Origin of the sequence: Moraxella sp. (assembly GCF_030525845.1) — a bacterium.
GTDB lineage: Bacteria > Pseudomonadota > Gammaproteobacteria > Pseudomonadales > Moraxellaceae > Moraxella.
Genome location: NZ_JAUNDY010000002.1, coordinates 1 through 14,212, shown reverse-complemented (window position 1 = coordinate 14,212; position 14,212 = coordinate 1). Strand labels below are relative to the sequence as shown.

The 14,212-nt window shown below is 42.7% G+C and carries 14 protein-coding genes; 10 read left to right on the top strand and 4 right to left on the bottom strand.

Annotated elements, in window-relative coordinates; all coding sequences use genetic code 11:
• Window positions 1–28: 28 nt before the first annotated feature.
• The 5 genes from thrC to Q4B79_RS00995 all read left to right on the top strand — a co-directional run bounded on the left by thrC (window position 29) and on the right by Q4B79_RS00995 (window position 5,508).
• Window positions 29–1,441 carry a threonine synthase gene (thrC, locus tag Q4B79_RS01015; protein WP_303084565.1) on the top strand — a complete coding sequence of 471 codons (1,413 nt, stop codon included), beginning with the start codon at window positions 29–31 and terminating at the stop codon, window positions 1,439–1,441.
• Between the two features lie 57 nt (window positions 1,442–1,498).
• Window positions 1,499–2,308, top strand: a complete 810-nt coding sequence (locus Q4B79_RS01010) for a hypothetical protein (RefSeq protein ID WP_303084564.1) — start codon at window positions 1,499–1,501, stop codon at window positions 2,306–2,308.
• 254 nt (window positions 2,309–2,562) lie between these two features.
• Complete coding sequence (locus Q4B79_RS01005) at window positions 2,563–3,642, top strand: LysM peptidoglycan-binding domain-containing protein (RefSeq protein WP_303084563.1); 1,080 nt, start codon at window positions 2,563–2,565, stop codon at window positions 3,640–3,642.
• A gap of 71 nt (window positions 3,643–3,713) precedes the next feature.
• Window positions 3,714–4,907 (top strand): DNA-processing protein DprA, encoded by a 1,194-nt coding sequence (gene dprA / locus Q4B79_RS01000; RefSeq protein ID WP_303084562.1) that lies wholly within the window; start codon window positions 3,714–3,716, stop codon window positions 4,905–4,907.
• Entirely contained in the window at window positions 4,894–5,508 is a 615-nt protein-coding gene (locus tag Q4B79_RS00995; RefSeq protein ID WP_303084561.1) for an L-threonylcarbamoyladenylate synthase, read from the top strand. The genes dprA and Q4B79_RS00995 overlap by 14 nt, the downstream gene beginning before the upstream one ends.
• A 39-nt stretch (window positions 5,509–5,547) precedes the next feature.
• On the opposite strand, the gene Q4B79_RS00990 is transcribed toward Q4B79_RS00995, so the two are convergent.
• The 4 genes from Q4B79_RS00990 to dnaJ form a co-directional block, all read right to left on the bottom strand.
• Window positions 5,548–5,730: a hypothetical protein gene (locus Q4B79_RS00990; RefSeq protein ID WP_303084560.1), complete on the bottom strand. Its 183-nt coding sequence runs from the start codon at window positions 5,728–5,730 to the stop codon at window positions 5,548–5,550.
• A gap of 311 nt (window positions 5,731–6,041) precedes the next feature.
• Window positions 6,042–6,836, bottom strand: coding sequence for a hypothetical protein (locus Q4B79_RS00985; protein WP_303084559.1), 795 nt, complete (start codon window positions 6,834–6,836; stop codon window positions 6,042–6,044).
• Entirely contained in the window at window positions 6,833–7,642 is an 810-nt protein-coding gene (dapB, locus tag Q4B79_RS00980) for a 4-hydroxy-tetrahydrodipicolinate reductase (protein ID WP_303084558.1), read from the bottom strand. The genes Q4B79_RS00985 and dapB overlap by 4 nt, the downstream gene beginning before the upstream one ends.
• Before the next feature lie 121 nt (window positions 7,643–7,763).
• Window positions 7,764–8,942, bottom strand: coding sequence for a molecular chaperone DnaJ (dnaJ, locus tag Q4B79_RS00975; protein WP_303084557.1), 1,179 nt, complete (start codon window positions 8,940–8,942; stop codon window positions 7,764–7,766).
• Window positions 8,943–9,271: 329 nt separating this feature from the next.
• On the opposite strand from dnaJ, the gene Q4B79_RS00970 reads away from it, so the two are divergent.
• The 5 genes from Q4B79_RS00970 to Q4B79_RS00950 all read left to right on the top strand — a co-directional run.
• The gene (locus Q4B79_RS00970; RefSeq protein WP_303084556.1) at window positions 9,272–9,628 is read left to right on the top strand and encodes a roadblock/LC7 domain-containing protein; all 357 of its coding nucleotides are present in this window, start codon (window positions 9,272–9,274) and stop codon (window positions 9,626–9,628) included.
• A gap of 148 nt (window positions 9,629–9,776) precedes the next feature.
• The gene (gshA, locus tag Q4B79_RS00965; protein ID WP_303084555.1) at window positions 9,777–11,345 is read left to right on the top strand and encodes a glutamate--cysteine ligase; all 1,569 of its coding nucleotides are present in this window, start codon (window positions 9,777–9,779) and stop codon (window positions 11,343–11,345) included.
• An 8-nt stretch (window positions 11,346–11,353) separates the two neighbouring features.
• Window positions 11,354–11,863, top strand: a complete 510-nt coding sequence (locus Q4B79_RS00960; RefSeq protein ID WP_303084554.1) for a disulfide bond formation protein B — start codon at window positions 11,354–11,356, stop codon at window positions 11,861–11,863.
• 100 nt (window positions 11,864–11,963) lie between these two features.
• Entirely contained in the window at window positions 11,964–13,358 is a 1,395-nt protein-coding gene (gene mpl, locus Q4B79_RS00955) for a UDP-N-acetylmuramate:L-alanyl-gamma-D-glutamyl-meso-diaminopimelate ligase (RefSeq protein ID WP_303084553.1), read from the top strand.
• Window positions 13,359–13,577: 219 nt separating this feature from the next.
• Window positions 13,578–14,212, top strand: a 635-nt coding sequence (locus Q4B79_RS00950; RefSeq protein ID WP_303084552.1) for a metal ABC transporter solute-binding protein, Zn/Mn family, incomplete at its 3' end; no start/stop codon positions are given.

Below are 14,212 nucleotides of genomic sequence, written 5' to 3'. Positions count from 1 at the left end.
TTACACACCCTACATTAAGGTAAAAATTATGCAATATATCAGCACTCGTGGCAATACCCCAAAAATGCCATTTAGCGAAGTTTTATTAATGGGGCTTGCCCCTGACGGTGGCTTAATGCTTCCAGAAACTTACCCACAAATTGATAAGGCGACTTTGGATAAATGGCGAACGCTTTCTTATACCGATTTGGCATTTGAAATTATGTCATTATTTGCCACAGATATCCCAAAAGACGATTTAAAGGGTTTGATTGACAAAACCTATACCAAAGCGGTCTTTAATAGCGATGACATTACCCCTGTGCGTACGCTAAAAGACGGTATTAAAATTTTGGAACTGTCTAATGGTCCAACGCTTGCTTTTAAAGATATGGCAATGCAATTTTTGGGTAATGCCTTTGAATACGCCCTAAAACAAAAAAACGAACGCCTAACCATTATTGGGGCGACTTCTGGCGATACAGGCTCGGCGGCGGAATATGCCTTGCGTGGTAAAGAAAATATCACGGTGTTTATGATGTCGCCACACGGCAAAATGAGTGAATTTCAACGGGCTCAAATGTACAGCCTAATGGACGATAATATTCATAATATTGCGATTAATGGTATGTTTGACGATTGCCAAGATATTGTCAAAGCATTGCAACAAGATAAAGATTTTAAAGCCAAATATAATTTGGGTACGGTCAATTCTATTAACTGGGGTCGTATTTTGGCTCAAATCGTTTATTATTTTAAAGGTTATTTTAATGCCACAAATAGTAACGATGAAAGGGTAAGTTTCTGTGTACCGTCTGGTAACTTTGGCAATATTTGTGCAGGGCATATTGCTCGCGAAATGGGTTTGCCAATTGCTCGTTTAATTGTTGCAACCAATGAAAACGATGTCTTAAATGATTTCTTTAAAACAGGCAAATACGTTCCACGCACCAGTGAAAATACTTTTGTCACTTCCAGTCCGTCTATGGACATTTCAAAGGCATCAAACTTTGAACGCTTTATTTATTTGTTGGTGGGTAAAGACAGCGAAAAATTAAACGCCCTATGGCAAGATGTGGGTAGTGGTAAAGGTTTTGATTTGTCGCATTTATTAAATGACGCTCAAAATAAATATGGCTTTGTGTCTGGTAAATCCACCCACGCCGATAGAATTGCCACGATTAAAGCGGTTTATGAAAGCGATAATGACCTAATTGACCCACATACGGCTGACGGTGTCAAAGTCGCCCGAGAAGTTCGCCTTGATGGTGAAGTGATTGTGGTTGCTGAAACTGCATTGCCTGCCAAATTTGCTGAGACCATTTTTGAGGCCATTGGCGAAATTGACATTCCACGCCCTGCCCATACCAAAGACATTGAAAGCTTACCACAAAAAGTAGTGGTATTGGATAACAAGGCGGAGTTGGTAAGAAAATCAATAGAGCAAAATGTGAAATTGTAATTTGTGTTTAAAAAAGGGTGTATTTAATATGCCCTTTTGTCATTTTGGAAATATATAATGGCTAAAATGTTAGATAGACAGCAACAAGCAAAAGAAAATAAAGAGTTGAGAAAAAAATTTGACGACCTAAAACTAAGTGTTAATAAGAAGCTGGATAAATTGGGTCAATCAGCAAATGACATTCTTATGGATGATTTGCATCATCTAGTTGATTATATTGGTTGGATAAAAATTCATCTTGATAAATTAATAAATTACAGAAATATCTATATATTGGAATTTTTGGATGTTAGAATTAGCAAAATTCTCTTAAAAGTATCTGATGATAATTTTGTAAAATTGGAAATAATGGAGATTAACTCCCTGTTGAATAATTATCAAAACATATCACAAGAGTTTATGGAAGTGCTAGATGGATACTTAGATGAGGCTTATAGGAGTGCTTGGACTCAGGTTGGTAGGTTTGCCGAATTAAATGATATCTATAAAAACCATAAAACCTACGAAATCTACCAAAAAGCGGAACATAAGTATAGGATTGCTTATTTTTTGTATTTATTTTTGGCTTTGATTGGTGTTTGTTATGGTTTGAATTGGTCTATGAATTTGATAAAATCAAAATCCAAATGGATGGCTGAGTATGGAATAGATGTTTATGATTTTTGGTCGATAAAAATAACAGCCATATTTATTGTTGTAACAGGTGTTACTTTTTGCCTTAAACAAGCCATTCATTACCAAAAGAAAAAAGACAAAGCCGAGCAAACCCGTTTGGAGCTAGAAGCCTTGCCGACTTATCTGTTTAATTTTTCTGATGAACAGAAAAATGAGGTTTATAAAAAATTGACTGGTAAATATTTTGGGTGAGATTCTGACAATGAAGGTTATCAAGCAATGTCTGATGTGATTCAAGAACAGATTAAGTTAAGTAATGAAGTATTAAAAAGTGTAATTTCTAAAAACTCAGAAAAATAACCTAAAAACCCCATTTCGTCAGAATATTTTTACCGCAAATCCCTTTGGGGGCTTAAAATTTACCCAGTTTTGTGTTATTCTAAGCGTGGTTTTCTTGTACGCACAGATAAACAGCCTAAGATGGCTTGTTGATAAAGGAAAATGTGATGAAAAATACTTTAAAGGCGATTGTTGCTGGGCTTGTTTTGGCTGGCTCCACTACTGCTTTTGCAGGCAACCCTCCTCCAACCATCAAGGCGGATGCTCCAAACCGTTATGTGGTCAAAAAGGGCGATACTCTGTGGGGTATTTCTGGTAAATATCTGAACGCTCCTCACAGATGGCGTGAGATTTGGGCGACCAACAAGCAGGTTAAGAACCCTCACCTGATTTATCCAGGTGATACTCTTATTATGTGTCTTATCAAAGGTCAGACGTTGGTGGGTATCGATACTGGTGAGGGTTGTGCTGGCATTGAAAAGCAAATGCAAGCAACACCCAAAAGTGAGCCTGTCCGTCTAAACCCGTCAGAGGGCAGTATTCCAAGTATTCCATTGTCGGCGATTCGTCATTGGCTTGACCGTTCAGTGATTGTCAATCCTGAGCATTTTGAAACCACTCCTTATATTTTGGCTTCCAAAACAGGAAATCTTATTACCGCAAAAGGCGATAAGATTTACGCCAAGGGTGCTTTGTTGACACCAGGTCAAGTTTATGGCGTGTATCGCAAATCAGAGCCTTATGTGGATGTACAAACAGGTAAAGCAATGGGTCTTGAAGTGATTCAAGTGGCTCGTGGTCTTGTTACTGATGTGTCAGGCAATGGCGTGTCAAGCATTCAGGTTATCGAATCTTTTGATGGCGAGATTCGTGAAGGCGATCGTGTATTCTCTGAGGTTGCAACTCAGTTGCCTGTGGTATTTTATCCTGCACCTGCTGAGGTAACACGTGGCGGTAGTATTGTGCGTGTGATGGGAACCATTGGCAGTGCAGCTAGAGGCGATGTGGTGGCTATCAACATCGGTGCAGCACAAGGTGCTAGAGCTGGTCATGTGCTTGATGTGTATCGCAAGGGCAAACTGGTTCGTGATATTCGTGACAATAATGCGCCTGTACGTCTACCTAGCGAAAAAGCAGGTCAGGTTATGGTATTTAAGGTGTTTGACCATATCAGCTATGCTTATGTACTAAGTTCTGATTTGCCACTTGGTCAAGGCGATCAGTTGGTACCACCTGCTGAACTGTGATATTTTGTTAAAATTTCAAAATTGCCAGTACAACTGTATTGGCAATTTTTATTTTAATTTTTGAATGATTTATGATGCAAGATTACCAGACATTAGATGAAAGATTTGCTACATTGGCTTTATGGTATATCACCAATACGTCTTTGGTGGCGTTTTATAAGCTAATTGGGCGGTTTGGGAGTGCCAAAGAAGCGTTATATCAAAACGTAGCGCAATGGCAGTCTTTGGGTGTTCATGTTGCTCACATCAAGCGATGGCAGGATCATGCCGATGTGATGGCGGTATTAGATAGGATAAATGATGAGTGTGAGCGTGGTTTGTATCACCTGTTGTTTTTGCAAGATGAGCGGTACCCTAAGATGCTACAAGAAATTTATGACCCACCGCCCATGCTGTTTTGTCGTGGGCAGGTGGAGCGTTTATCAGATAAGCAAATTGCCATTGTGGGTAGTCGCCACCCAACGGATTTTGCAGGTAAAATTACCTTTGATATGGCACAGTATCTTACTTATCATGGCTTAACCATCACCAGTGGTATGGCAGGTGGTGTGGATAAGTCGGCTCATTTGGGGGCGTTATCTGGCGGTGGCGGTCAGACGGTGGGTGTGTTAGGGACTGGGATTGATGTTTGTTATCCCAAAAACCATAATGCACTATATGCACAAATCATTCATGATGGTGGTTGTCTTGTTAGTGAGCTATTGCCGAGCACTCCCGCTTCCAAACACACTTTTCCACGCCGCAATCGTTTGGTGGCAGGTTTGTCATTGGCGACGGTGGTTACTGAGGCAGCCATGCAAAGTGGCTCACTCATTACTGCCCGCCTTACCGCCGAACAAGGTAAACAAGTATTTGCCGTGCCAAGTAGTATTGATAATGCCAATGCTGAGGGGTGTCATCATCTGATACGTGAGGGGGCGACCTTGATTTATCACCCCAGTCAGATTATAGATGAGCTAAGAGAGAGTGTATCAGGATATACCGTTTTACCAAAGTCATTTTCTCATGAATTATCAGCTTACAAAGAATGCAACGATGGCAAACCAAAAAACAACGAAACATATGCTACATCAGATAAACATTATCCAGATGATATTCCGGAGCATTTGCAGGATTTATGGGATAAGCTTACTCATCAGATGGTGGATTTGGATATGTTGATGACAGCCACTCACTTGGAGGCAGGTCAGCTTTTGGCGGGGCTTACTGAACTTGAAATATTAGGACTGGTTCAGGCGGTGGGAGGTCGTTATGCTAGGGTTTGATGGCGTCACCGATGATGTTGGTGTTGCTGCCAGCTGGATTAAACAAGGTAAAATCCTTGCTTATCCCACCGAGAGTGTGTGGGGGTTGGGGTGCAACCCATTTGATGAGCAAGCGGTAAGAAAACTTCTTGATTTAAAAAGTCGTGCTATGGACAAGGGGTTGATTGTTGTTACTGCCAGCGATGGGCTTTTGCAAGATTTTTTTGGGGGGCTGCCTTATCATCAACAAGAAAAAATCATGCATTCTTGGCGATTTGCTTATCATAAAAAACAAGCGACCACATGGCTATTTCCCATGCCAAAAGATTTGCTTGTTCCTATTCCTAATTGGGTAACGGGCGACAAAAACAGCCTTGCCGTGCGAGTGATAAGTCACAAAAAAACAGCCAAACTGTGTGATTTATTAAAATCGCAACATGCTATCCCCTATGGGTTTTTAGTGTCCACCAGTTGCAACCCAGCAACTCTACCACCTGCTACTGATTTGATGATGGCTTATCAATATTTTGGTGATCAGGTTTGTTATTTAAAAGGAGAAGTACTAGGCTATGATAAGCCAAGCCAAATTATTGATGTAATGACTGAGGAAGTAATGCGATGAAAACAAAAAATCCCTTGCTTGCACAAAGGATTTGGTTGATTAGATGCCAGCAGCAGCTTTAAAGGCAGCTTCATCAAAATCTTCGCCGTGAGTTACGACAACAGTACCGTTGCTAACGTTTACATTGACGAATTTTACGCCAGCAACTGTTTCTGTTTTGGCAACAAGTGCATCAGCAGCAGCTTGGTCAGCAACAGCGATATTGAATTGAGATTGTGGCATGGAGTGCTCCGTTAATTTGGGTAAATGATGATTAAGGTATCTCAACTCATCGTTAAGATAATATGGAACATTTTAGCGGATTATTATTTGCTGACAATAAAATGCGGATAAAATGCCATAAATTTATCCCTTAGTAGCATTTAATTTACAAGCCTTTACAATGTAACGATATTTAACCAAAAAATCAATAACGACATCGAACAAAGTTATGAATAATGGACGATAAATTGAGGTGTTTTCATTCATGATTTGTGCTTTGGCATTGAGTCATGACTGACTTTTGGTTTGTTTTGGTAAATACCGCTGGTATCTTATTCTACTTTTACCCAAATAGGTATGGTCTGCTGGTATGAGCTGTTTTGGTAACTGGTGGTGCTTTGGGTGTTGGTGCGAATTTCGCCGATTTTACTCCATTGTCCACGATAAAGTGTGATGGAGGTGTTTGCACGATGAGTGCCTGATGAGGATTGACGTGTCGCAACATCAATGTCTAAACTGATTTGCCCGTTTGGTAGTAGTCTGGGTGTGGCAGAAAAGCCATCACTGAGCGTTACCCATGATGTGCCAAAATTTACCCACAGCTGATGTCTGTTTTGGTGTAGGCGGTAGGTGGTTAGCCCCAATAAGGTGTCTGTGCTGATTTTGGCAGGGCTACCTGATTGGGTTCTGATGCTGTATTGATTATTTGCACTGCTTTGGCTGCTGGTGTTTTGGTATTGACCGTTAATCCATACACTTTGGTGTATCATGCCTCCTTGAATGTAACCGCCTGATTGATGTTGGGAGGTTTGATTCTGGGTGGAGACAAAGACGGTTAGTGGTACAGGGGCGACATCTAACTGCTTGATGAGGGGTAAGATACGAGCGTAATCACTGGGCGTGGCTTTGATGATGAGTTGGTCTTGATAGAGCGTGGCAAGACCGCCAGAACCGCCATAAGCAGGCGACAGTTCATTTTGGACAACTTGTACAAGACTGGGGTCGCCGTGCGTATGAATGACATAGGTGCGATAAGCTGAATTTGCGTGCGTGATTTGGGGTGTCCAAACCACGCTAAGACCTATCAGGTATGCTATTTGAGTAAGGTGTGATGTGTGTTTTTTCATTTTAGTCCCAGTACATCTTGCATGTCGTACAGTCCGTGATTTTTATTTGCAAGCCAAACGCTGGCACGCACTGCCCCGTTAGCAAAAGTCATGCGACTTTGGGCTTTATGGGTAAGTTCAATGATTTCGCCATTCATGATGAATTCAACCGTATGCTCGCCGACAATCTCGCCACCACGTATCGCATGAATGCCAATCTCGCCCTCGTTTCGTTTGGCTTGACCACATCGTCCATAGATGGCGGAGGTTTTGAGCGTCTGGCCACGAGCGGTTGATACGGCATTTGCCATCATGAGTGCTGTACCAGAGGGTGCGTCCAGTTTGTGCTTGTGATGGTGTTCAATAATCTCAACATCAGCGTCCATACCCAGTACTTTGGCGGCGGTGGCTAGTAGATTTAAGGAGAGGTTGACCCCTGTGGAGTAGTTGCCAGCATAGATGATGGCGATGGTGTTGCTGGCTTCTTTGAGGGCATTTTCTTGTTCGCTGGATAATCCTGTTACGCCCATCACTAAGGGAGTGCCAGCACGTACGCACGCCTCAATGGTGGCATCAACTGCATCTGGTAGGCTAAAATCAATCAATACATCAATGCCAGATAAGCTTTCCTCTCCTGTAAAGGCACAAAGTTTGACATCTGCTTTGGATGCGCCGATGAATTCGCCAGCATCACAGCCAATAAGACTAGAAAAAGCTGGCACAAATGCCGAGTGTAGCTTTGTGGCAGGGTTGTCCAATACTGCCTGTATGAGCATTCTGCCCATGCGTCCTGAGGCACCCATGATACCGATGTTAAGTGTTTTCATGATAAATTCCTTAATCTAAAAAGATGCTTTGATTATACCTAAAAAATCATCAAAGTAAAATTTGAAATTGGTATTTGGCTGATAAAAATAAAGCACGGCAAACACCGTGCTGTTTGTGGATTTAGTCAAAAATGTCTTTGACCTCGTCTTTGATTTTGTCAAAAAAACCCTTTTTCTTGGCGTTAGCACTGTTGTCGCCGTGCAGGGTTTTGGCGAATTGTTCAAGTAAGGATTTTTGTTCGCTGGTAAGGTTGGTTGGGGTCTCTACAATGATTTGGCAAATTAAATCGCCTTGCATGCCACCACGCACCGTAGTTACGCCTTTACCACGTACTCGAAGGAGTTTGCCGCTTTGGGTGCCCTCAGCGATTTTGATTTTTAGGCGACCGCCACCTAACATGGGGATTTCCACATCATCGCCCAGTGCAGCGGTTGTGATACTGATGGGGACATCTAGGTGTAAATCTGCCCCATGTCGTGTGAAGACATCGTGGGGTTTTACCTGAATCTCGACATACAGGTCGCCGTTTGGCATGCCATTATCGCCAGCTTCTCCTTTGCCAGATAAGCGTACACGATCGCCATTGTCCACACCAGCAGGGATAGAGACTTCAAGGGTTTGACTTTTGCGTTGTTTACCTTCGCCATGACAGTCAGGGCAGGGATTTTTGATTTTTTTGCCACTGCCACGACAGTCAGGGCAGGTTTGTTGCATGACAAAAAACCCTTGTTGGATACGAACTTGACCGTGTCCACCACAGGTGGGACAGCTGATGATGTCGCTACTGGATTTGGCACCTTTGCCATCACAACTGGTGCAATGTACGTGGGTGTTGTAAGTGATTTCTTTTTTACAGCCAGATACTGCCTCTTCTAGGGTTAGGCTGACATGATACAATAAATCTGCCCCCTTGCTGGCACGCTGTGAACTACGAGAGCCACCGAACATGTCGCCAAATATGTCTGAAAAACCGCCAGCACCACCACGAGCGCCACCAAAGAAGCTACCAAAAATGTCGTTCAAATCGTCCGCACTAAATCCGCCTGCATTGCCAAATCCGCCATTGTTCATGCCTTGCTCAAAGGCACTATGCCCCATGCGGTCATAAGTGGCACGTTTTTGAGCGTCCGATAGTACTTCATACGCCATCGTGGCTTCTTTGAATTTTTCTTCGGCGGTAGGGTCGTCAGGGTTTTTGTCAGGGTGGTATTTCATCGCAAGACGGCGGTAGGCTTTTTTGATTTCTTTTTCGTCTGCTGACTTGTCCACGCCTAAAATCGTATAAAAATCTTTACTCATGTGTTATCCTAAGTGGTAGATGGTGTATGATACCCAAAAGGTCAAATAAATCTGCTCTCATTTATGGTGTTTTTGTGTTAATTATCAAGCAAAAATGATATTTTTTTAAAAATTTTAAATTTAGTGCTTGATTTTTGGCGATGATTGTGGTTTAATAAGCAAGTAACGAATTCAATGGTGTTTTCGTTATGTTGGACAATTTTTGGTAATTTGTTGATGGTTATTGCGACCTTAAATTAATTTTTTAATTTAATTGTCTGCGATACTTGTTAATTATTACTTAAATTGTCGATATTTGTAAATTTATCAACTTTTTAAGGAATGACATCATGTCTAAACTATCTCTTGACAAACTAAGCGACATCGACGGTTTCGTAGCAGCTGCTCTTGTAGACAGCGAATCTGGTCTTGCTCTTGCTACTTTGGGTACTGGTCTTGACCTTGAACTAGCTGCTGCTGGTAACACCGAAGTGGTACGTGCTAAGCGTAAAACTGCAAAAGCATTGGGTCTTAACGAGTCTATCGAAGACATTCTAATCACTCTAAGCGGTCAATACCACTTGATTCGCCCACTAGTTCGTAATGACAACCTATTCTTGTACCTAGTACTTGACCGTCAAAAATCTAACCTAGCGATGGCTCGCCACAACCTAAAAGGTTTCGAAACCGAGCTAGATTTCTCTTAATTTTAAGAGTGAACATTCAAAACACCTGCTATTTTAGTGGGTGTTTTTCATTTTTGTGATGATAGTTTTCAAAACACTACAAAAATTCCTTTGCAGTAGACCGTTTAACTCTATTATAATAGTTCATTAAAAAACATTTGGACATGACATGACGACCCAAACCCATCATTTTGCTCTACCCTCTTGGTTTGCTCCAAATTTGGTGGCAGGCATGAAACGTGGCATTGAAAAAGAAGGTCTGCGTATGAGACCAGATGGCTACTCCGCCAAAAGCTTTCACCCTGCTAAACTTGGCTCCAAGCTAACTCACCCCTATATCACAACCGACTATTCAGAAAATTTACTTGAATTAATTACCGAGCCTAAGGATACCATCAAAGAGGCATTGGACATGCTTCGTACGTTGCATATCTTGGTTCATCGTTCACTTGAAAATGACGAGATGATGTGGCCGTTATCCATGCCGTGTATGCTCTCTGACGATGATGAGGATATCCCACTTGCTAACTACGGCACATCCAACATAGGACGACTAAAAACATTATACCGTTCTGGGCTTGGTGTACGATATGGGCGAAAAATGCAGACCATCGCAGGGCTTCACTATAATCTGTCCGTGGGCGATGACTTGTTTGAGGCATGGGCAAAGAGTGAAAATCGGGCTGATTTGACAGCATTTAAGAATGAAAAATACCTTGCTTTGATTCGTAACTTTAAACGCATTACACCCCTGATTTTGTATCTTTTGGGGGCAAGTCCTAGCGTTTGCCATTGTTTTTTGGTGGGGCGTGAGCATGACTTAGAACCGCTTGGCGATTGTGGTAGTGAATGCACGTATCATAAGCCTACCGCCACAAGTTTACGCATGGGTAAACTTGGTTATACCAACAGCGTGCAAGAAAACCTCAACATTCGCTATAACAATCTAGATGAATACATCAAAGGGTTAAGAGAGGCGATTGGTACACCCTTTGGCGAGTTTAGCAAGATTGGTATTGATGATAAAAATGGCAGCCCCATTCAAATTAACGACCATATTTTGCAAATTGAAAACGAATTTTATAGCCCCATTCGCCCCAAACAACCCATGAAGTCAGGGGAGACTCCTACGCAAGCCTTAGAAAATCGAGGTATTGCCTATGTGGAGTTTCGTGCCATTGACCTAGACCCTTACTGTGATATCGGCATTACAACTGCTACGGCGTGCTTTTTGGAGATTTTGGCGTTATACTGCTTGTTATCCCCCTCTCCTAAGCTACTTGCTGACGAAGAAGGGCTTTTGGCAGAGAATATCGATGCAGTAGTTAATGAGGGAAGAGATGTCCGTACAGTCATTCACACCTTAGAGGGTGCACAAAACCTTGATGTGTGGATGGCGGAAGTGCTAGGGCAAATGCAATCTATCGCAGATGCATTTGATGAATATCATGGGGGTAACGACTATCGTTTGGCGTTATCACTCATGCATGGTCGGGCAACCAATCCCGATTTTACGCCATCGGCTCAAATTATCTCTGATAGCAAAAAGGTGGGTGGTACGTGGCAACTTGGTAAACAGCTTGCAAAAAAACATCATGACGAGCTTTTGGGCTGTGCGTTGGACAATGAAGAGGCGTTTTATTATGCCAATATTGCCATTCAGTCTTTTGCTGACCAACAGCAACTAGAAAGAGAAGAAACCCAAGATTTTTATGAATTTATTCAACAATACAGATAATTGCTTTTATGAAAGCCATTAATTTTCGCATGCTGTGTGCGTGCTTGTTTGCTTTGTCGGTTGCGGCGACCCTTGTGGCGATTTTTTATTTTCAAAGACATTTGGGGCTTGAACCGTGTCCGCTTTGTATTTTTCAGCGTATTGGCGTGTGGGTTATGGGGGTTTTTGCTTTTATTGGCATGCTTATTAATCCTAAAAAGCTTTGGGTGAAATTGACGTTATGGGGGGGTATGACGTTGGGTGTGCTGTGGGGGCTTGCCATCGCAGGTCGTCATGTGTGGTTGCAGCACCTGCCAGCTGATGAAGTGCCTGCCTGTGGACCGGGTTTGAATTATTGGGTTGATACTTTGCCTGTATTGCAGGTATTTCAAGAGGTATTAAAAGGCTCTGGCGAGTGTGCGGTGATTGATTGGCAGTTTTTGGGATTTAGTATCCCTGAATACACGCTGGCGATGTTTGTCGTATTTTTGGCAATGTTGTTGTTTGGTTTGTTTAAGATGATTAAAAAGCCGATGTGATGGCGGTGTTTTAGAGATTTTAGAGAGGTCTTAAAATTCATTTTTTAAGACCTCCTAAATTTGTTATAATCTGTTCTTATTTTTTATTTAGGTTGGTATTATGCACATTCATTTTTTGGGTATTTGTGGCACATTTATGGGCTCTTTGGCACTGCTTGCCAGAGATTTGGGTCATACAGTAACAGGCTCGGATACCGCCATCTATCCGCCGATGAGTACACAGCTTGAACGTGCAGGCGTGGAAATTTGGGAGGGTTATAAGTCCAAGCATCTAGACCCTGCCCCTGATTTGGTGGTGGTTGGCAACGTGTGCAAGCGTGGCATGGAAGCGGTAGAATATATGTTAAATGCACGATTGCCCTACACCTCTGGTCCGCAGTTTTTGTATGAAATGGTGCTAAAAAATCGTCATGTTTTGGCGGTGGCAGGCACACATGGCAAGACCACAACAACCACAATGCTTGCATGGATTTTGCAGTATGCAGGTATTGATACAGGGTTTTTGATTGGCGGTGTACCATTGGTGGATACCTCTGATGAGCGACTTAAATCTGCTTTTGCTCACAGTTCGCATTTGGGTGAAAAATACTTCGTTATCGAGGCGGATGAGTATGACAGTGCGTTTTTTGATAAGCGTTCGAAGTTTGTGCATTATCGCCCAACAACTGCGATTTTAAATAATCTAGAATACGACCATGCTGATATTTTTCCTGACTTAAAAGCCATCCAAACCCAATTTCATCACATGATTCGCATGATACCATCTGATGGGCAAATCATCATGCCAGACGCCACCGAAAGCTTGGAGGAGACCTTGAAAATGGGCGTTTGGACACCGATTTGGAGAACTTCCTTAGGTGGCGAGGCAGATTGGCAGGCGAGACTAGAATGCGAAGATGGTTCGGTGTTTCACGTGAAACATCATAGTGAGGCAGGTTTGGTCAAATGGGAGATGAGCGGTCAGCACAGTGTTAATAATGGCTTGGCGGCTATTGCGGCAGCGTATCATGTGGGCGTACCTGTGGCGGTAGCATGCGAAGCGTTGTCAAATTTTGCAGGGATTAAACGCCGTATGGAGCTTATCGGTGAAGTCGGTGGCGTGCAAGTCTATGATGATTTTGCTCATCACCCAACAGCCATCACCACCACACTTGATGGGGCCAAGAAAAAACTACAAGGGCGAAAAATCTGGGCAATCATCGAGCCACGTTCCAACACCATGAAGCTTGGCAGTCATAAAAATGTCCTTGCACCATCAGCATCGCTTGCCAATCAAGTGATTTGGTATGAGCCCAAAGACCTAGCGTGGGGATTATCTGAGGCGATTGGCGATGCGCCAAATCAAGTGGTGCTTGGTTCTATTGATGAGATTTTGGGGTTTATTGATAAAAATATCCAAACTGGCGATGCAATTATCGTGATGAGCAACGGCGGTTTTGAGGGAATACATGGCAAGATTGTTGAGCTCTTAAAATCAAGAAGTGCTTTTCAATAAGCATTATGCTGCAACATCGGCGAATGACGCCCATAACTACTGTTTAGGTGTTGGTAGATTTGGCAAAAAATCCGTCCGTTCTTTTGATGACAGATGGATTTTTTTATGATTGTATCATAAACCCCTTGCCTTTCCAAACAAAAACAGTTATCATTATCAATCAAAACCCATACCAAAGCTGTGGGTTTGTTTACAAATGTTTTTTAATTGGGTAAAATTATGCAAAAATCCTTAAAATTCAGCCTATTATCCTTATCCCTTGCCTTTTTAACCGCCTGTGGGGGTGATAACACCGCCCAAAGCCAAGCCCAAGGCGAACCAAAAACCGACCCCAAAACCGCCCCCGCCGATGACAAATTTGTTGTGGCGACCACTTTTACGGTCATCGCCGACATTGCCCAAAATGTGGCGGGCGACAAAGCCGAAGTGGTCTCCATCACCAAAGCAGGGGCGGAAATTCACGACTACGAGCCGACTCCGCAGGACATTGCACGAGTGCAGGACGCGGATTTGATTTTGCACAATGGGCTAAATTTGGAGCGTTGGTTTGAAAAATTCTACGACAACGCCAAAACCGTCCCAAGTGCCACCGTTACCGAAGGCATCACGCCCTTGCCCATCAAAGAGGGAGCGTACAAGGATTTGCCCAATCCGCACGCTTGGATGTCGCCCTCTAACGGCTTGATTTATGTAGAAAATATCAAAAATGCCCTGATTAAAGCCGACCCTGCCAATGCTGATGCCTATACCAAAAACGCCCAAGATTATGCCCAAAAAATCAAGGACTTAGACACCCCTTTGCGTGAAAAACTAAGCAAAATCCCCCAAGAATACCGCTGGCTGGTTACCAGTGA